The following is a 16,873-nucleotide window of genomic DNA, read 5'->3' as shown; positions in this document are numbered from 1 at the left end:
CCGTTACGAGCGCAAGCCCGAGCACTTCCTTGGCTTCGTCGGCATCGCTGCGGCACTCATCAGCTATCGCAAACTCACCAACTGAAACAACGTCTAAGGAACTTGTCGGCGGCAGGACGAGCCAGCAAGCGCTCTGGGACCAGGTGCGCCAGGGGAGGTATACCGTCGTCGTGGTATGCACCGGCGGCAGAGCAGCCGGAACGAAGTCGTTTACCGTGGGCCCTCGCTGACTGACCGTTCGAGAGGTTCGCCGGGCTGTTGGCCCCGCTTGCCGGGGCCGTCCGGCCGGGCAGCGCCGGACGGCCTTGTGACGGAAGAACTCAGCTGGTGGGCGGGCGGAACGGGACGACGTTGCCGGAGGCTGGAACAGGTTCCGGGGGTGTGTCCTCCTGCTGGGTGAGAACGGCGCTGGCCAGGGTCAGGCGGGTGACCAGACGGCGAAGTTCTTCGAGTTCTGCCTTCTGGTTCTCGATGGTCTTCTTCAGCTTGGCGACCGTCTCGCGGAGCTGCCTCTCGGGTTCCGGGACCTGCTGGGTCTCGCTGCGGACACGTTCGTAGAACTCGTTCTTCAGGTCCGCGTGCCGTTTTTGCAGGGCCATGCGGTGGACGCCGGCCTCGGCGGCCAGCGCGACGATGGTCTGGCTGACGTTGGAGACGGTGGCCTCACCGGCCAGGAGCCGGTCCATGGCCTCGCGGATGCGGGTTCGCTCGTCTGGGTGGTGCTGGGTCACGTCAGGGCCTCGGCGGATTGAGCAGCGGAATCGTGGGTGTCGGCTATGGCACGGAGCTTGTCGGCGTTGGCCCGCAGGCGCTGGCCGAGGGGGCCGGGCGAGTGCGTGGCCAGCCGGTCGATCTCGTTGGCCCGTTCCCGCATCTGACGGGCGTGGGCGTCGGTGCGGACCGTGTTGCCGCAGCCGGGCTGGCAGGCGTACTGCCTCGGTGCCGTCGCACCCGGATCGGGCTCGCAGAGCGCGTTGTCGTGCTTAAACGCGCAGATCAGGAACGCGTCCGGGTTGTCATAGAGCACGACGCCGTCCCGGGCGAGGAACTTGGCGGCCTTCTTCGCGAACGTCACGGGGACGATCCGGCCCTCGAACCGCGGCGTCGTCGCCGCAGCGGTCAGAGCCCGGCGGGCGGCTGGGCCGGAGAACTTCTCGCCGGCGGCGGCCTGGTCCCGCAGCTTTGCTGCGGTGTCGGCGGCGGCGAGGGCGGTCTCGATGTCGAGGACGGAGTGGATGCCGCCGCGGCTTCGGGACCCGTAACCGTCTGAGGTGCGAGCGTCCAGGATGGTGCGCATGTGCCCGTACTGAATGGCGAGCGCGATCAGCCCGCCGGGACGGCGGGCGATATGCCAGGCCAAAGTGCGGCGGAACCGCACCGTCCCGATCGCGCCGTGAGGGTCTTCGGGGATGACCTGGGCGGGCAGGCCCTGGACTGTCGCCTCGCGGTTCACCCAGGCCACGAAGTCCTCGATCCGCTTACTCAAGGCGGAGAGCTTCAGGGCGCCGTGTCTGCTGCGCTGGTGGGTGAAGTCGTGGTGAACGGTGCTCAGCAGGAGTTCCCCTTCCGGGACCATCCGCTCCAGGACGCGAATCGCGTGGACGACCGGTGTGATGGCGACCCAGGGGACTTCACGCATCTCACCGGCGGAGACGTGGTTGCCGTCGTCGTCCGTCACGTTCTTGTAGTGCCGGCCGCGGATCAGGTGTGAAGGCGAGGCGTCGTCCGGGACGCTCTCCTGCCGCTGGCTGCGGATCAGGTGCCGTCTCGGGACCCCGCCTTTATCCGGCGCGGGATCGGGGCAGCAGCCGGACCGCAGCCCCTGCACCTCTTGCGGACGCATCCCGGTCAAATAGAGACATATAACGGTCGCGGCGGTTCCCAGATGCCGCATCAGCTCGGCGGCTTCGGAGAAGTCCATGTGCTCGCGCCAGGGTTTTCCGTCGATCTGCCCGGTGACGGGCACCTGCAGCGGACACGGGCCGGGCCTCTTCGTGGCCATATCCGAGAGCCGGTGCCGCTGGTTGAATCTGTCGACCTGATGGAAGCTGGCTCCGGTGAGGGCCGCGATATAGGTGAGGGCGAGGCGTCGCCGGCCCCGGTTCCAGGTGCTGGGCAGCAAAGCACCGGAGTGGACCAGGGGCAGTAAGAAATCCTCAACCGCCGCCAGCCCCTCGGGGACGGATGCTGTGGCGTCGACGCGAGTGGTCAGGCGCTGGACCTCCGCCCAGGCAGCCAGAATGTCCTCGGCGAAGTCGTCGACGAACCGTATCGCCCAGACCAGCAGCGGGCCCAGGACCTGCGGGTCCAACGGTTCCGTCGAGTTCTCCCCACCGCTCCCGCCGTCAGCGGCAGGGAGGAAGTCGTCGACTCCCTCGGTGTCCCATGGAGGCCGGGCGATGCCCGACGGGCGAGCGCTGAGCTGATCGAACGCCCAAAGACCCGTCAACCGGAAACAGGCCCTCTCGGCGGAATCACGGCTCTGGCCGTCGAACATCCGCATACGGGCGTAGGCCCGCCACTCGTTCCCCGTGCAGTCGGCAAGGCTGCTGATGCGGCGTTCGTTCAGCCAGTGTGCCAGCCGCATCCGCTCCCGGAAGGTCTGCAGAAACTCCGACGCTGACGCGCGTGCCCGGGCCCGGACGCCTCGGGTATGAAGGTAGGTGGGACGGAGCTCGCCGTTGATCATCGTCCAGACCGCCAACTGCATCTGGTCGCGCAAAGCGACAGGACAGTGCTTCCACTGGATGGTGTGCAGGCTGGTGCCGGGGTTGTCGATGAGCGGGGCCAGCGACCAGTTCGCGTCCTGGTAGCGGGAGTTCGGGTGGGCGTTGCCCGGGCGGATCCACCGGGGCAGCACCGCCGGGCTGTCCGGGGCAGGCATGGCCAGAACATACGGATCGTCCTCAGCAGCGCGAGCTGTGCTCACGGGACAAGGTCTCCCTTCACCAGGAGCTGGACCACAGCACGGTCCGTGTCGCTGACCTGGGCCAGTGCCGCCCGCCAGGCGACCGGGCCGACCTTGTCGCGCAGGTCCTCCAGCCGCAGGAGGTGATCGTTCCAGCCGTCCTGGAAGGCGCGATCATCCAAGACGGACCGCAGACTGTGCAGTTGCTGGTGCAGGTGGGCGATCCGCGGGTGGTGGCCGGGGTGGACGTGCGCGTTGCGGCAGGCCAGGCAGAGCAAGAAATCCGCCCCGCAGCCGCCCCCGGTAGACGGCCAGGGGCTGGTCTTTTCGTCCTCGCAGTCGACCGTCGCGGTCTGCTGATGTTCCGGGTCCGGTGCGTCCGCGACCTGCCCGCCGAAGACGACGGAGCGGGCCTGGCCCAGGGCCTCCAGGGCGCCGACCTCGAAGACGCTCCGAGAGGCCCGCTGCACCTGCTTGTCGGGCAGTACGTAGATGCTCTCGTGAGTGCGCTGGGTGTGCTGCAGCGGTCGGGTCACCGTAGTCCGCCGCGACCGCTGGAACGGCGATCCGCCCAGCTTGTGGCTCCCTGCCCACTGCCTGGCGTCCTCATAGCCGACGCCCAATGTCAGGGGTCCCACCCGGTGCGGACGATCCAGATCCTGGTCCTTCGGCGCGGACCGATACTCGTGCGCGACCATCAAACGGTCCGTTCCAGGCTTCAGGCCGGCGGCCAAAGCGCGACCGTGGGCCGTGGCCTCCAGAGCCTGGCTGATCAGCCGGCCAGGGGAGCCGGCACCGGAATCGGTGATGTTCTCCGTGGAGAACCAGCGTCCACCACCCGCTCTGCGCTTTTCTACCTGGACCTGGTAAGTCACCGAGGACGTCTCACCGACCGACGGCACAGTGGTCGGCACCGGCATGCGGCCGTAGAGCGACAGGTTCCATCCGAAACGGTCGGTCAGCAAAACAGCCAGCGCGGTCAGCTCCCCGGGGGTCAGGAACAGCCTGCCCCACGTCCTCTCCGCTCCCCCGCCGCCCAACAGCACCCGGTTCGTCGCCGCAACTCCCCCGCATGGACTGACCGTGCGGGGGACATCGCCGGTGCGGGCAAGGTGATCGAGGATCTCACCGATCTTCCACTCGCGACCGCCTTCTGCCACCCCACCCGCCCGCCATCGGTTCAGCAACAGCGTGTTCTCGCCGATCCGCAGCCAGGCCGAACGGAACTGACGCTGGGCAGCCAGCACCACCCGGTCCCGCTCGCCCTTCTCGTAGGACTGCTTGCTCGGCGTTTGTCGGGGAATCCGGCGGGCCAGCTCCTCCGCAGCCGGCCCGGCGGCCGGCTGCGGCGCCCGACGCAACAGCCAGCGGACCGAGGCCAGTGTCTTCCTGCCAGTGTTGGAGCCGACATGCAGGGCCCGCCAGCGCTTGAGCGTGGCCGCAGTCAGGCCATCCAGATCCTCCGGCGGGCTCTCCATCTGTGAGAGGAAATGCGAGAACACCACCAGACTCTTCCAGTAATTGACCGCGGTGACGTGGCTGGACCAGCCTGCGGACCGCAGGGCGAACGCCTCGGCCAGCGAACGCTGCATGGCTTCGGCAACCGGCAGTTCGGCGAAGTCGAAGTCCTTCGTGAACCCGCCCTCGTCGCCCACGGTGACCATCAGCCCATCCGGGGCCTTCGGGAGCTCGGCGTGATGGTCGGCCGGCGGTAGGATGGCCCGCCGCCCCCGCCCGCTCACGAGGTCGTCTCAACGACCGTGTCGATGTCCTGGATGCCAGCCGTCTCCCGCGCAAGCCTGGCAAAGACGCCGTCCAGATCCTCGACGTCCCTGCCTTCGTCGATGGTCCCCGCGGCGGCGAGGATCGACTCCAGTTGCAGGTGGGCGACGGGACCGAGGTAGTACCGTTTCGTCGTCTCCACGTCCGCGTGCCCGAGCAGGGTTTTCACCAGCCACCACGGGTCGCCGAACAGCAAGGCGAAGTCCCGCCGGTCCTTCTTCGTCAGCCCGTAGCGGGACTCGAACAGCTCGTTGAGCAGGATCAGCATGTAGAGCGCCATCGAATGCCGGCACGAGTGCGGCGTTGCGTACGGAGACTTCCCCCGTACTTCCGCCAGCCGGAACTCCCGCTTGATCTCACGTTCTTCACGGGTGAGCAGGACTTCCTCGCAGCGCAGGTTCGCGCCCCGGAACACGCCGTTCCAACGGTCCGGGTCCATCGGCAGGCCCTGCTCGGTCAGCCACAACCACGCCGGTTCCGGTCCCTCCGGCCCCTCCAGGAACAACCACTGCCGCTCGCGCCAGCCCAGGCGGCTCAGCTCCTGCTCACCGACGACGCCGCGGGTGTCAACCCACTCGACCTTCGGCTTCAGACCGTGCGTGACCTTCGTGACCAGCCGCATCGAGGGCAGCCGCTCGTAGCGGCCTGTCTCCTGGGCGCGTTGCACCGCCCAGGCTCGCTCCGAGGAGATGTAGGTCTCGACCTGGCCGACCGCGTCCACCGACGCGTAGAAGGTCCGGCTCTTCTTCGACCTCGTCAATGCACCCGCGACACGGCCGTGCAGGTAGCGGCCGTGGCTCAGGCGCTGGGTGGGCAGTTCGAAGGTGAGCAGGGCCCCGCCCTCCTGCCGGCGCAGGCCAGAGCTGAGCAGCAGCTGGACGAAGCTGGTGTTGCGTAGTTCCGTTCGGGACTCCCACTCGGGTGCCGCGATCCCGGTACGGGTGTGGCCGCGCAGCCCGACGTCCGACCATAGCCCCCAGGTCCGGGGCGTCAGCCACGAAACCCGCGCGCCGACCGAGTCCGCGGCCCGGTCTTCCCGGCGCGAGACGTCCACTGGCAACGGGTAGACCTTCCCCCACTTGAACAGCTTGGTGAATGCGGCCGCCTCACGATCCCACTTCGTCCCGCTGATCCGGCCGGGATTCTCCGGCGATGCGCACCGCCAGTGCCGATAATCCCGCAGGTCCTGCCTCGTCGCGTCCCGCCATGACACCCCACGCGACGACAAGAAAGCCAGAAGCGGCCGGGTGTCCGTCGCGTAATTCCGTTTCGATTCCCGTTCCAGCAGCTGGAATTCGGCAGACCGCACGTAATCCAGCAGGCCCCGATCCACCGTGCAATCCGGGGCCAAGAACACCGGATCGCCCGGCCGCAGGCCGATCCGGGCCACTGCCCCCGGCAGGTCCTGTACCCCCAGGATGCCTTCCGTCGGCAGCGTCCCCCACCGGCCCGGATCCGCTACCCACACCACACGCCACTCGCTCAACTGGCCTCCTCCCTGACGCTTGAACATACCCAATCATCAGGGAAATCGAGGAGATCGTGGCGGCCAAGCTGGAAGACCGCGACGTCGAAGCCCCCAGCCAGGCTCCCCAGCCTCGCGGCACCGTTCTCGACCTGATGGCCGCTCTGGAGGACAGCGTCCGTGCCGCCAGGAGCGCCCGCGGCGAGGACACCGGCGGTACGCAGGCGTCGGTGACGCCGCTGCGGGCCATCGAGGACAAGGTCACCAGAAACACCAAGCGCTCCCCCGCCCGCAAGAGCACCCGTACGCCGAAGGAGACGGGCGGCAAGAAGACCACTGCCAAGGCGCCGGCTAACGAGTAGCCGCACGATAATGACGCGATCTTGATCATGTAGAAGCCCCGCGACTTGAGTGCTGGTATTTGGCGATGCTGGCCTGACAGGATCGGCTCGTGATCAAAACCTCGGTGACTATGCGCGATCTCGTTGTCGGTGACTGCCACGCTGTACATGCCTTCGCCAGCCTGCCGGAGGCTTGCCGCTACCAGGCGTGGGGGCCGAACACCGAGGAGCAGACGCGGGACTTCGTCCAAGGCGCGGTGGATGCCCGGTTGCAGTCCCCGCAGACGAGATTCGTGTATGCGGCCTGCCTCAACGGTGAACTCGTCGGTATCGGCGAGCTGAAGGTCCGTAGCCTGGCCCACCGCCAGGGCGAGATCTCCTACCTCGTCCATCCTCGGGTGTGGGGTCGAGGCGTGGGCACAGCCATCGGCGGGGAACTTCTCGGCAGAGGGTTTGGGCTGATAGGACTGCACCGGATCTATGCGACCTGCGATCCTCGCAACGTTGCATCGGCCCGGGTGCTGGGCAAGCTCGGCATGACCCACGAGGGTCGACACCGGCACACCGCGCGGATCCGGGACGGCTGGCGTGACTCCGAAGTCTTCAGCATCCTCGACCAGGAATGGGTGCACCGGCCCAAGCCTGAGTGATCGGGGTATCGGCGGTCAGGCTCCGGCAGCCGCCCTAGTGCCGGAAGGCAAAGAGCCGCGCGGGATCATCTGGATTGTGAAGTCAAGTTGGGCCCGCGCGGCCTGCTCTGATACTGCCCTGTGCGGGATCTCGAAGGAACACCTGGGTGCACTGATCACCGAGTTGGCCGGGCCGTGGACCGCAGCCCGAGACTCTGAGCTGGCCGAACGGCGTGGCCATGACCGATTGCGGGCGGCCGGGGCTGGGCCGGATCACCAGTTGGTCTTCGTGGACCGGGTGCTGGTGACCTTGGTGGTGTTGCGCTGGGCACTGTCACACAGGGTGCTCGCGGCGCTGTTCGGAGTCTCGCCCTCCACGATCGGCCGGGCGGTCGGCGAGGTGCGCCCGCTGCTGGCCGCTCGCGGCTTTGCAGTGCCGGATCGGCCCGGGATCAGGCTCAGGACCCTCGCGGACGTGTTCGCCTATGCCCAGGCCGAGGGGATCACCCTGCGGATCGACGGCACCGAGGTGCAGGTACGCCGCCCGAAGGCGGGGCGGCCGGGCCGTAAGGCGTTCGTGTCAGGCAAGAAGAAGCAGAACACCGAGAAGGCCACGATGATCAGCGACGAGCAGGGCCGGGAGCTGTGGCTCGGGGCCATCCGCCCGGGCCGGATGCACGATGCCACCGCAGTACGCACCGAGGGCATCGAGGAGCAACTGCGGCTGCACCCGAATGTGAAAGCCGAAGTCGATTCCGGCTATGCCGGCCTTGCCCGCGACTTCCCCGGCCAGGTCAGCGCCCCGCCGAGGAAACCAGCGGCGGACGCCGGGCCGTCCGAGCGCAACTTCTATGACCACGCGCGCCGCTGCCAATCCCAACGGCGGATCATGGTCGAGCACGCCAACGCAGAGGTCAAGCAGCGGCGGTCGCTGCAACGCTGGACCGGCGAGCGAGACGACCTGCCCGAGGTCATCGCCGCAATCGGCGCCCTGATCTCCGACCGCAGCGCAAAGCGCCCAACCCGCAGCAGGCCGAGCACGGAACTCAACCTCGTCCGCGCGACGGCCTGCTGATCCACTCCCAAGCCGAACCGCCAGGCCAGCACGTCCCAAGCCCTATCGTGCGGCTACTCGTTAGGTTGTGCGGCAAGCTCGTTTGAAGCCGCCTGGCCGCGCCGGGCGTTGAGCCAGGGAGGTCCCGTGGTCCACAGTCGTAGGCAGCTGATGCTGACAACGGTCATCGACGCCGAGCACTGCGCCGTGCTGCGCGTCGCCGGGGAACTGGATGTCCACACCGAGCAGCGGTTCCTGCACCGCTGCGGCACCCGACGCCCCGTCCACCCCACCTCGGCAGCCCCCCGCCCCGGCCCGTCCCTGCAAGCAGCCTGACCGGCGGCGCAGCCCTTCTTCTGGCCCGGCCTACTTGGTGTCCGGTCTGTCGTCGACCAGGGCCGCCACCCGCAGGCAGATGTCGGGCAGTTCCGGGGCCACCCGCCTCCAGTCCTCGCTGTCCGCGCCGCCCGTCCACCCCGCCGCCCACACCGTGGCCAACAGCCGCGTGGCTGCCTCCCGCTGGGCACGGGTTACCTCCGGGTTGCGTTGCCGGATCGCCACGGTGGCCTGCTCCATGAGGGACGGGTCCAGCCGCACACGGATCTGGGCGCCGGCCTCGATGAGGAACCCGGAGTAGATCGCCATGAAGATCCGGGCCGTGTCCGAGTCCTGTTCCAGCCCCTTGCGGGCCTGCTCGTTGAACGCCGCGATAAGCCCCAAGTGATCGCCCAGATGACTCATCGGAGTCCCCCGCCGGTACTGCCTCTCTCCGTTGGTCATGACCGTTCACCCCGCTCAGCCGCCCACCCGGGGGAATCATCCCGGCTCCCGGGAACCCCCGAAGTCACCGACACCCCCGGCCTGCAGCAGTGCCTGGCCTACGCTGTCGAACAGCGGCTCCCGTCCGTCCCAGCCCACCATGTGCATCACCTTGCGCGGCGGGCCCTTGGGCACGACGACCACGAACGGAGTGGAAGTGTCGCGCGCAGCCTGCCGGAAGTCCTCCAGCACCGCCGTCCCGGCCGTCGTCAGAAACGGGGCGGCCGACCAGTCCACGACGACCAAGGAAATCCGCTCCTTCGAGTGCGGGGCCAGACGGCCGCGCACAGGTCGCGCAGCTCGCCCCGGATCCTCCCAGCGTTGAAGATATCCACCTCCGCGGGCATCTGCACGATCAAACGCCCCTGCCTGACAGAAATCGGAAGCGTCATCTCCGACCGCCTCCCACACGGCCCAAGTCATCTGCAGAGAACGCCACTTCATGGCTCAGCAGCAGCATGCCCCCATCGGCAGGGCACTTCATCCCACTCCGTGCCACACTCAGAACCGAAACGTTCCCGCACCTCATCCACCAGGTTCTCGGACGGGCTCTAACGCTTGCGACCAGTACCCAAGATGCGGGCCCGGCCCGGCATGGCCCTGTTCTTCGCCGCCGGCTGCTGCCCTGCCGGGCCTGGGGCAAGGGCCAGATGCACGTCGCCGGGGATGGCAGGCGAGGCGGTCCTGGAGCAGTTTGACAGCTCGTGCCCGTGTGAGGTGCAGGGGGCAGTTGTCCCTTGCGGAGCGACCGGCACTGACCCGGCAGGCGTCCGCAAGTGTCCACCTATGCATGGAGGACTATTCTGTTGGATCTACTCCGAACAGTTTAATCAGGCCCGGGCGTCCACGGGCGTCGCTGGCACGGAGATAAAAGGTATACATGTCTATACCTTCCCGCCGTGCGTATGCATCAGCCCACGAGATTACTTCTTTGACGTCTGCTTCGGACACTTCCCATTCGATCGACTCGTAGGTGTCCGGTTCATCCGGGTGCTCGGATTCCCAGGTTTTTTTCCAGAAGTAGACCCGGAAGACAGGTTCCTCGTCTTCCCAGGTGATATCGCGCGGGTCGACGATGACTGTCCTCATCAACATCCTCACCTTGAAGAAAATTGCCCGCCAAGAGGTCGGTACACCTCTTGCCGGGCAACGGATCGCATCGAGCGTTACGGGACGTAGTGTGTTCCGGTGTCCACTGCGGCGGATGACCCGGGAACCGGTGATGTGATCCTTACGGTGACTGCGCCCTTGTAATAGCCAGACGCCTTGATCTTCTTACCCTTCACCTTCGGAGTGTAGTACGTTGCCTGTTTGCCGTTCACCGCGATGGACTGTGTCTGGTTCGACGTGGCCACCACCTTCTGCTCCGGCGTGTAATGCCCTCGGATCAGCTGTCCTCGCACCTTGACGTGAACGAAGTTCGCGCCATACCCCTTGCACTTCACCCGGGTCTTGAAGAGGATGTGGTACTTTCCTTTCGATCGGTGCGGCTGGTTGAGTCGAGCCTCGCACCGGACGTGCAGCTTGCGTTTCGCGGAGACATCCCCTGATGTCTGAACCGCGGTTACCGCAGGGCCCGCAGACGGCTTCCCGCTCGGTCCGGGAACTGCGGCCTGGGCGTTGGTCGCCGGCCAAGACATGAGCAGGGCTCCTGTCATGGCAGCAGAACCAACAGCAAGACGGTGATTCCCCACTTGATTCCTCCCCGTAACGAATTCCGATGGCCACGAGGGCAATTACGCGCCCAGGTGGTGGCGTCGGGCCGAAAACTCACCGTAGGGGGGCGATCCAAACGAGGTCAAGACTCATATGCGGAATGGCACATTCCCCGTTATTCCGGACATTGAGCCTTTGCCAACCTCAGTTTGAGCAGGTCAGGTGGAGGGTGAGGATGGTGGCTGGTGATTCGGATAGCGCTGCAGCGGAGTTTCCGCAGCAGGCGCCAGGTGTTCAAGGTCGCCATGGCCTGCTCGCCAAGGGCGCGGAGGCGGGCGTGCGCGGCGTTGACCGTGCGTTGACCTGCCGAGAGCCGGTCCCACCGGCCGCGGAAGGGCACCCGCACGGTGCCGCCCGCGCCCTGGTAGCCTTTGCCCGCCCGGCAAGCCAGTCCCGCCTCGGTGAAGGCGTCGATGATGCCGTGGGTTCCGGCGGCCTTGAGGCCGTGCACGGCGCCGGGCAGGGCGGGAGAGGCCCACAGCAGCTTGCCCTGTGGATCGGCGATGACCTGCACGTTTATGCCGTGCTTCTTGTGTTTGCCGGAGTAGAAGGGCCGGTCGACGGCGATGCGGTCGACCGGCAGCAGCGTCCCGTCCAGGATCACGAACGCTTTTGCCGAGGCGGCCGTCACCGCCGTGGCGGGGTCGGGCGCCCGCACCGCGAGCAGGCCGACGGCTTCCGCGGTGTACCGGTACACCGTGCTCACGCCCACCTCGAACCCGGCCGCGAGCTGCGCGTAGGTGTGCCCCAGGCGCAGGTGCGCCAGCACCGGCAGCGCCTGGCGGCCAGCGGACAGCCGACGCCACCGAGTCCCGCACGCCGCCCGATGCGTGGCCAACCGGGCGGGCAGGGACCGCACATGCCGTGTGGTCAGATCGGGAGCAGACGGGTGGACAAGCACATGAAGCTCCTGGCGGCACGGGCGATCTTGGTTGTGACCCCGTCTACGAGGAGCTTCATCGCGCGCAGGCCAACCGGATGCATCATCAGCCAAGTTGGCCGTCGGCGTCATCGCTACGGACTCTGTATAGGCTGGTGCGCGTGGATGTGACGGGGTGTCTTGGGTGTGACCTTCTGGCCGGCCGCCGGGAACTGCCCGGGGGTGTCCTGCACGAGACCGCTGCGTGGGTGGTGAACCACGTTGTCGGTCCGATGAATCTCGGCACCTTGATCGTCGGCCCACAGGAACACGTCGTGGCCATCGCGGAGCTCGACGACACGGCAGCGGCGGAACTCGGCCCCTTGCTGCGCGATACCGCTCGCGTCGTGGAGGCATTGTGCCGGCCCGAGCAGACCTACGTCTGTATGTGGTCACACGGCCGCGACGCGCGCAAGCACTTGCACATCGCGGTCCAGCCGGTGACCGCCGAGGTACGGGCCCGCTACGGCGGGTTGCGCTCCGAGCAGCTCCAGGCCCGGATGCTGGCCGGCGGTGACGAGCCGGACATCACGGAGGTCGAGCAGTTCTGCGAGCAGGCTCGCGGGCTGTTCCGAGCCATCACCGACAGCAGCGCCGAACACCGTAGCTGATCATCGCGCGGCCTCAACGTGTGGTTGACAAGGGCTCACTGTCCATCCCCGTCGACGGCGTGTCTCCGTAGCCTTCCTTGCCTGCCGACGGTTCAGCAGGCTCTCACCAGCCCTTCCCTGCGCCCGCGCGCTCGGGCACCGGGGGCACATCAACCGGTTCGGCGAATACTCCACGCACGAGCTCGGCATCCAGTCCGAGGGGTACGGCCCGAAGCTGGACGTGGGCTTCACCCCGCTGCGCGAGCAGGACAGGGCCGCTGCCGGCTTCGGCCGGGCAGCCCGAGCCTGATGAAGCGGCTCGGCGCCCTTGACAGCTACGAAAAGATGCGCGATTACTCACCAACAGCGCAGGGGCCAAGCCGTTCAGAACTTGGCAAACCAGGCACAGGCGGCCTGCACACCACCGCCGGTGCCCAGCGCGGCCATGAGTGCGATGCGCGCCTTGGACGGGGCCAGCCCGCATGCGCCGATCGCCCCGCCCTTGGTGACCAGACCGGCGCCGGCAGGCATGTCCTCCAACGGCATCGCCGCGGTGCGACAGCGTGAGGCGATGACGACGGGGACATCCCCGTCCGTCAGCTCGCTGATCACGGTGAAGAGGCCGACGGGGATGTTGCCCTGGCCGGTTCCTTCCAGCACGATGCCCCGGGCGCCGGCGTCCGCGGCCGTGATGAGCAGGGCGGGTTCGATTCCGGGGTAGGTCTTGATCAGGGCAACGTCCGACTCGGGCTCCCGTGGGTCGCGGGCGGCCGGGTAGGTGGTGGGGCCAGCGGCTCAACGCGCCCTTGGCGCACTCGCCCCAGCGGTGAGTACGGGGCGGAGGAGAAGCCCGCCCCGCCGGTGGCGTCGGTGTGCGTGACCCAGCGGGCGGCATGCAGGCGGCCGTCGACGCAGAGGACAGCGCCCGCGCCGACCAGCACGGGATCGACAGCAGCCGTGACCGCTGCGGCCAGGTTGCGCGGGCCATCCGCGCACGGCTCGTCCAGCGACCGCATGCCGGTGGTCAGGACGGTCCCGCCCCGTGAGGCAGCAGGCCCGGCGTCCCGCGTGTAGTGCCGGTTACCGAAGAGCTGGAGGTCGAGCTCTTCCTGCTCCTCCTGATAACGCTGGGAGTCGTAGGCACTCCCTCTTTTACGCGGGCGCTCGTGGTATCGCCGTAAACCTTCGGCAATCACATCCGGAGAGATGGATTGACCAAAGACGATCCGGGCGGCGTTGTACTGGGGGCCGTTGACCTGTTGACCCTGCTGATCGAAAAACGCCCCCGCCGCTGGCCTTCTCCGGATCGTCCGTGGTCACGGTCGTCCGGGTTACCCACCGAGGAACACTCCCACGGCACTGGCACAGTTGTTCACGATTGCCGCGGTCATGCCACCCATGGCCAGGAGCCCGGCCAAGCGGCCCCGTGCAACGCCGATCTCACCGGCCTCCAGCTCGCCACGCGCTGCGGTCAGCTTGGCGGTTACCTGCGTGCGGGTGGCGGCGGGAACCTCCAGCTCCTGTACTGCGGCCAGCGCCCGGTCGAACTCCCGCGCCACCGTCCGGGCATCGATGGGACTGTAGCTCCCGTGCGTGACGTTGACGGTGTCACCCATGTACTGATTGCCGTGAACCGTCTGGTTGCTCTGGTCAAACGTTGCCATGCCAGCATGATGCCCCGACTCGCCTTACTGTGCGCAGGGGTTGGTTCGCCGAGTCACTCGACAACCGGATCGCCCCGGCTCCATACAGGGCCGCCGCCCTGGTGGTGCGAGAGTTGCGGATACGGCCGTCGTGCTGATGATTCTGCGCCAGGATGAAGCCGTGGATGACATCACTTGCCGCCCTGCCCAGCCCCATGAGTTACGAGTTGGTGCGTGATAGCGGGTGGGCAAGCTCTGGTCGTGAGGGGCATGGTCGATCGGACGGTCCTGGCGCATCCGGTGTTCACGGGCGTCTCGACGGGGCATCTGGCAGGTTTGGTCGATGAGCTGGCCCGGCCGTGGACGGCCTCAGCTGAGGGGCGACGGTTCCAGGCACGGGGTGGGTCGAGGAAGCGTGCACCGGGTGCGGGCGCCCGGTACCGGCTGGTGTTCGTGGACCGGCTGCTGGCCACACTGATTCATCTGCGGCACGATCTGCCCCACTCCGTCTTGGGTGTGCTGTTCGGCGTCGATCGCTCGACGGTCACCCGGGCCATCGGTGAGATACGCCGGCTGCTGGCAGCGCGTGGCTTCGCTGTTCCCGACCGGCCTGGCCTGCGGCTTCGCACGCTGGAGGACGCGTTCGCCTACGCCCAGGCCGAGGGTGTCGAACTTCGGCTGGACGCCACCGAGGTCCAGGTCCGCCGTCCGGCCGCGGGCCGGGGCAGCCGCCGTGCATTCGTATCGGGCAAGAAGAAGCAGAACACGATGAAAGCCACCGTGGTCGCGGATGCCAAAGGCCGCACCCTGTGGACCGATGCTCTGCGGCCAGGGCGGATGCACGATGTGACCGCAGCTCGCGCTGCCGGCATCACCAGCTGTTTCCGCCACTTCGGCCTGGTCGAGGTTCTGCTCGACAACGACTACCTGGGCCTGGGCCGCGACCATCCCGGCCAGGCCATCACACCACCGAGAAAGCCCCGCCCCGGGGCGCTGCCCGGCAGGTTCGAACAATGGGAACGCGACCGGCACAACCACTCGTCCGACCGCATCACCGTCGAACACTCCCTGGCCGACCACAAGCGCTGGAAACAACTCCTCCGCTGGACCCACCGCCGCGACCGGCTTCCCGATACCTACCGTGCCATCGCCGCCCTCGTGTCCGACCGCGGCACCACCGCCTGAGGCCAGTGCCCGCGAGAAGAGGCACGTCCCACCCGCTATCACGCACCAACTCGTTACTCGCCCGCTGCACGCTGGGGCACGAGCGCGGAAAGGCCGCAGAATCCCTGCTCAAGACGGTGCGGCAGTTGATCGAGTCGGTCAGCGACACCCTCAAAGGCCGGCTCGGCCTCGAACAGCACGGCGGCCGCACCGTCGAAGGCGTCGGCGTCCGTGTGGCCCAGCGAATCCTGGCCATGACCTGTGCCATCCGGGCGCAACCGCACCACCGGCGCCCCCGCCATCAGGTCACTGACCGCCTACGACCACTGAGCCACATCGGAACTACTCGTCTGGCCGGTCTCCGTCAGTAGATCTCCAGGACGAAGTCGCCGGGGCCGGCCGGCCTGCAGCGGAAGCCCCTGATGTTGCCGGGTGCCATCGCCGCGTTGCCGGCGTCGAAGCAGGCGGCCTTCGTCGGGAAGTGCCGGTTCTCGGCGGACGCCGGGCCTGCCGTGGCGATCGAGATGCCGGAGACCGCGGCCAGGGCGGCCAGGCCAACTGCTGCCTTCTTGCGGTGATTACGCACTACTTGCCTCACTCCAATGTGTCTCTTCCCGGCGGGAACGCCAGGCTGCGCGTACGCAGCGACCGCACCGGATGCCGAGGAGCGATCGCTTTCGCTTCGATCTTGCACGCGTGCGCTAACGCGCGGCTAACGTCTGGGCCGCGGGGCAGCCCACGGGCCGTCCCGTGACTGCTCCGGCCGGATGGGAAACGGCCCCGGCGCCAGCGCGCGGCCGCACGCTTCGTCCAAGGCCGCCTTTCGGTCGGGCCCCGCGGCCTTCAGTGGGTGACTCTGTCGGGGATCTTGGAGGGCGCTGGATCCCCCGGTGATGCCCGGCTGGCTGTTTTCGGCATGCGGCTGCCGGCCGACCGGGCCTGCTCCGGGCGGCCGGCAGCCCATTCCGCCGCACGCCGCCCGGCATCGAGACTCGGTTTGCCAGCGGCTTTCCGGGAATTCGCAGGTGCCAGGCTCGCACGAGTCGCAACGCAGTCGTGGGAGCCGCCGCCGACCGGGCAATCCAGGCGGTCACCGGCGGGCGGGCACCGTCCCGCCCGGTTGCAGAGCTGCCGGAACGCGGCACGTTCCCCGGAACGGGATCCGGCAGCGGGCCAGCGAGGAGGCTGCCCGCAGCGTCGGCGTGAGTGACAGCTACTGACGGCGGCCGTGCGAATGCTGCGCGCCGACCACACGAGCACCACCCACCACGCATTGCGATTCCCGCCGACTCCCACGCCATCGAGCGTGCACCAATGCACCGCACCTCCGACCATCCACCACCACTGAGCGCACCGCGTCACCGACGCCCTTCCACACGACCAGCCTCACCGCCCCTGGCCGACCGGCCGGGGGCTTCGTGCGTCCTGGAGGAGTCCGCCGTGCCCACGTACGAGGCCCTGCCCCGCTTCACCGCCGACCTGGACCGCCTCACCCCCGACCAGCGCCACCGCTTCCGCCAGGCCGTGGCCGCGTTCGTCGACGACCTGCGCACCGGGCACGGGCGCTTCCGCGCTGGCCTCCGCGTGAAGGGCGTGCGCAGCACGCCCGGCGTCTTCGAGCTGACCTGGGACGGCAACGGGCGGGCGACCTGGCAGTACGGGCCCGAGATAGTCCAGGGCATGCAGCACGTCATCTGGCGCCGCATCGGCACCCACGACATCCTCACCGGCCCCTGATCACCATCCTCCGAGCCGGCGCGGTGGTCCGGGTCTCCGGTGGTGCGGCGGGCTTGTGGGCTTCACGGCGCGGGTTGCCGGCTGATGCTGCCGGCTTCCGCGGAAG

The 16,873-nt window shown here is 68.0% G+C and carries 19 protein-coding genes and 3 pseudogenes; 9 read left to right on the top strand and 13 right to left on the bottom strand.

Features of this window, described 5'->3' with window-relative positions:
• A pseudogene (locus ACH4FX_RS42060) lies at positions 1-85 on the top strand (IS5/IS1182 family transposase); the annotation flags it as partial.
• A gap of 235 nt (positions 86-320) precedes the next feature.
• On the opposite strand, the gene ACH4FX_RS42055 reads toward ACH4FX_RS42060, so the two are convergent.
• The 4 genes from ACH4FX_RS42055 to ACH4FX_RS42040 form a co-directional block, all read right to left on the bottom strand.
• Complete coding sequence (locus ACH4FX_RS42055) at positions 321-686, bottom strand: hypothetical protein (protein ID WP_398487106.1); 366 nt, start codon at positions 684-686, stop codon at positions 321-323.
• 41 nt (positions 687-727) lie between these two features.
• Positions 728-2,884: an integrase gene (locus ACH4FX_RS42050; protein WP_398487097.1), complete on the bottom strand. Its 2,157-nt coding sequence runs from the start codon at positions 2,882-2,884 to the stop codon at positions 728-730.
• 41 nt (positions 2,885-2,925) lie between these two features.
• The gene (locus ACH4FX_RS42045) at positions 2,926-4,572 is read right to left on the bottom strand and encodes a hypothetical protein (protein ID WP_398487096.1); all 1,647 of its coding nucleotides are present in this window, start codon (positions 4,570-4,572) and stop codon (positions 2,926-2,928) included.
• A 74-nt stretch (positions 4,573-4,646) separates the two neighbouring features.
• Positions 4,647-6,203 carry an integrase gene (locus ACH4FX_RS42040; RefSeq protein WP_398487094.1) on the bottom strand — a complete coding sequence of 519 codons (1,557 nt, stop codon included), beginning with the start codon at positions 6,201-6,203 and terminating at the stop codon, positions 4,647-4,649.
• Positions 6,204-6,232: 29 nt separating this feature from the next.
• On the opposite strand from ACH4FX_RS42040, the gene ACH4FX_RS42035 reads away from it, so the two are divergent.
• The 4 genes from ACH4FX_RS42035 to ACH4FX_RS42020 all read left to right on the top strand — a co-directional run bounded on the left by ACH4FX_RS42035 (position 6,233) and on the right by ACH4FX_RS42020 (position 8,515).
• On the top strand, positions 6,233-6,517 hold the full coding sequence (locus tag ACH4FX_RS42035; protein WP_398487093.1) for a hypothetical protein: 285 nt from the start codon (positions 6,233-6,235) through the stop codon (positions 6,515-6,517).
• Between the two features lie 89 nt (positions 6,518-6,606).
• The gene (locus ACH4FX_RS42030; protein WP_398487092.1) at positions 6,607-7,146 is read left to right on the top strand and encodes a GNAT family N-acetyltransferase; all 540 of its coding nucleotides are present in this window, start codon (positions 6,607-6,609) and stop codon (positions 7,144-7,146) included.
• A gap of 37 nt (positions 7,147-7,183) precedes the next feature.
• Positions 7,184-8,200 (top strand): transposase family protein, encoded by a 1,017-nt coding sequence (locus ACH4FX_RS42025; RefSeq protein ID WP_398487090.1) that lies wholly within the window; start codon positions 7,184-7,186, stop codon positions 8,198-8,200.
• Between the two features lie 126 nt (positions 8,201-8,326).
• Positions 8,327-8,515 (top strand): hypothetical protein, encoded by a 189-nt coding sequence (locus ACH4FX_RS42020; protein WP_398487089.1) that lies wholly within the window; start codon positions 8,327-8,329, stop codon positions 8,513-8,515.
• Positions 8,516-8,545: 30 nt separating this feature from the next.
• On the opposite strand, the gene ACH4FX_RS42015 is transcribed toward ACH4FX_RS42020, so the two are convergent.
• The 5 genes and pseudogenes from ACH4FX_RS42015 to ACH4FX_RS41995 all read right to left on the bottom strand — a co-directional run bounded on the left by ACH4FX_RS42015 (position 8,546) and on the right by ACH4FX_RS41995 (position 11,615).
• Positions 8,546-8,920 (bottom strand): hypothetical protein, encoded by a 375-nt coding sequence (locus ACH4FX_RS42015; protein ID WP_398487088.1) that lies wholly within the window; start codon positions 8,918-8,920, stop codon positions 8,546-8,548.
• Between the two features lie 75 nt (positions 8,921-8,995).
• A complete protein-coding gene (locus tag ACH4FX_RS42010; RefSeq protein WP_398487105.1) occupies positions 8,996-9,421 on the bottom strand; it encodes an STAS domain-containing protein in 426 nt (141 codons plus the stop codon).
• A gap of 375 nt (positions 9,422-9,796) precedes the next feature.
• Positions 9,797-10,087: a hypothetical protein gene (locus ACH4FX_RS42005; protein ID WP_398487087.1), complete on the bottom strand. Its 291-nt coding sequence runs from the start codon at positions 10,085-10,087 to the stop codon at positions 9,797-9,799.
• 77 nt (positions 10,088-10,164) lie between these two features.
• Complete coding sequence (locus tag ACH4FX_RS42000; RefSeq protein ID WP_398487086.1) at positions 10,165-10,656, bottom strand: hypothetical protein; 492 nt, start codon at positions 10,654-10,656, stop codon at positions 10,165-10,167.
• A gap of 202 nt (positions 10,657-10,858) precedes the next feature.
• Positions 10,859-11,615, bottom strand: a pseudogene (locus tag ACH4FX_RS41995) (transposase family protein).
• Positions 11,616-11,908: 293 nt separating this feature from the next.
• Between ACH4FX_RS41995 and ACH4FX_RS41990 the strand changes: the two are divergent.
• Entirely contained in the window at positions 11,909-12,244 is a 336-nt protein-coding gene (locus tag ACH4FX_RS41990; protein ID WP_398487085.1) for a hypothetical protein, read from the top strand.
• Positions 12,245-12,607: 363 nt separating this feature from the next.
• Here the strand turns inward: ACH4FX_RS41990 and ACH4FX_RS41985 are convergent, their stop codons facing one another.
• The 3 genes from ACH4FX_RS41985 to ACH4FX_RS41975 all read right to left on the bottom strand — a co-directional run bounded on the left by ACH4FX_RS41985 (position 12,608) and on the right by ACH4FX_RS41975 (position 13,887).
• Positions 12,608-12,952, bottom strand: coding sequence for a hypothetical protein (locus ACH4FX_RS41985; RefSeq protein ID WP_398487103.1), 345 nt, complete (start codon positions 12,950-12,952; stop codon positions 12,608-12,610).
• Positions 12,952-13,419 carry an asparaginase domain-containing protein gene (locus ACH4FX_RS41980; protein ID WP_398487083.1) on the bottom strand — a complete coding sequence of 156 codons (468 nt, stop codon included), beginning with the start codon at positions 13,417-13,419 and terminating at the stop codon, positions 12,952-12,954. The genes ACH4FX_RS41985 and ACH4FX_RS41980 overlap by 1 nt, the downstream gene beginning before the upstream one ends.
• Positions 13,420-13,554: 135 nt before the next feature.
• The gene (locus ACH4FX_RS41975; RefSeq protein WP_398487081.1) at positions 13,555-13,887 is read right to left on the bottom strand and encodes a hypothetical protein; all 333 of its coding nucleotides are present in this window, start codon (positions 13,885-13,887) and stop codon (positions 13,555-13,557) included.
• A 249-nt stretch (positions 13,888-14,136) separates the two neighbouring features.
• Here ACH4FX_RS41975 and ACH4FX_RS41970 point away from each other — a divergent pair, with 249 nt between their 5' ends.
• Both ACH4FX_RS41970 and ACH4FX_RS41965 read left to right on the top strand, forming a co-directional pair.
• Positions 14,137-15,051 carry a transposase family protein gene (locus ACH4FX_RS41970; RefSeq protein WP_398487102.1) on the top strand — a complete coding sequence of 305 codons (915 nt, stop codon included), beginning with the start codon at positions 14,137-14,139 and terminating at the stop codon, positions 15,049-15,051.
• A gap of 116 nt (positions 15,052-15,167) precedes the next feature.
• Positions 15,168-15,360, top strand: a pseudogene (locus ACH4FX_RS41965) (IS982 family transposase); the annotation flags it as partial.
• A 34-nt stretch (positions 15,361-15,394) separates the two neighbouring features.
• Here the strand turns inward: ACH4FX_RS41965 and ACH4FX_RS41960 are convergent.
• On the bottom strand, positions 15,395-15,616 hold the full coding sequence (locus ACH4FX_RS41960; RefSeq protein WP_398487080.1) for a hypothetical protein: 222 nt from the start codon (positions 15,614-15,616) through the stop codon (positions 15,395-15,397).
• Positions 15,617-16,470: 854 nt separating this feature from the next.
• Here ACH4FX_RS41960 and ACH4FX_RS41955 point away from each other — a divergent pair.
• Positions 16,471-16,767 carry a hypothetical protein gene (locus ACH4FX_RS41955; protein ID WP_398487079.1) on the top strand — a complete coding sequence of 99 codons (297 nt, stop codon included), beginning with the start codon at positions 16,471-16,473 and terminating at the stop codon, positions 16,765-16,767.
• Positions 16,768-16,873 lie beyond the last annotated feature (106 nt).

This window comes from Streptomyces sp. NPDC018019 (genome assembly GCF_044327805.1).
Classification (GTDB): Bacteria; Actinomycetota; Actinomycetes; order Streptomycetales; family Streptomycetaceae; genus Streptomyces.
This window is presented reverse-complemented; position numbering and strand designations above follow the sequence as displayed.

Bases quoted from the DNA above. Each gene is read 5' to 3' on its own strand.
- ACH4FX_RS41975 (WP_398487081.1), bottom strand. From the start codon at position 13,887: ATGGCAACGTTTGACCAGAGCAACCAGACGGTTCACGGCAATCAGTAC.
- ACH4FX_RS42010 (WP_398487105.1), bottom strand. From the start codon at position 9,421: ATGACTTGGGCCGTGTGGGAGGCGGTCGGAGATGACGCTTCCGATTTC.
- ACH4FX_RS42015 (WP_398487088.1), bottom strand. From the start codon at position 8,920: ATGAGTCATCTGGGCGATCACTTGGGGCTTATCGCGGCGTTCAACGAG.
- ACH4FX_RS42000 (WP_398487086.1), bottom strand. From the start codon at position 10,656: ATGACAGGAGCCCTGCTCATGTCTTGGCCGGCGACCAACGCCCAGGCC.
- ACH4FX_RS42005 (WP_398487087.1), bottom strand. From the start codon at position 10,087: ATGAGGACAGTCATCGTCGACCCGCGCGATATCACCTGGGAAGACGAG.
- ACH4FX_RS42045 (WP_398487096.1), bottom strand. From the start codon at position 4,572: ATGGTCACCGTGGGCGACGAGGGCGGGTTCACGAAGGACTTCGACTTC.
- ACH4FX_RS42040 (WP_398487094.1), bottom strand. From the start codon at position 6,203: ATGTTCAAGCGTCAGGGAGGAGGCCAGTTGAGCGAGTGGCGTGTGGTG.
- ACH4FX_RS42055 (WP_398487106.1), bottom strand. From the start codon at position 686: ATGGACCGGCTCCTGGCCGGTGAGGCCACCGTCTCCAACGTCAGCCAG.
- ACH4FX_RS42050 (WP_398487097.1), bottom strand. From the start codon at position 2,884: ATGCCTGCCCCGGACAGCCCGGCGGTGCTGCCCCGGTGGATCCGCCCG.
- ACH4FX_RS41970 (WP_398487102.1), top strand. From the start codon at position 14,137: ATGGTCGATCGGACGGTCCTGGCGCATCCGGTGTTCACGGGCGTCTCG.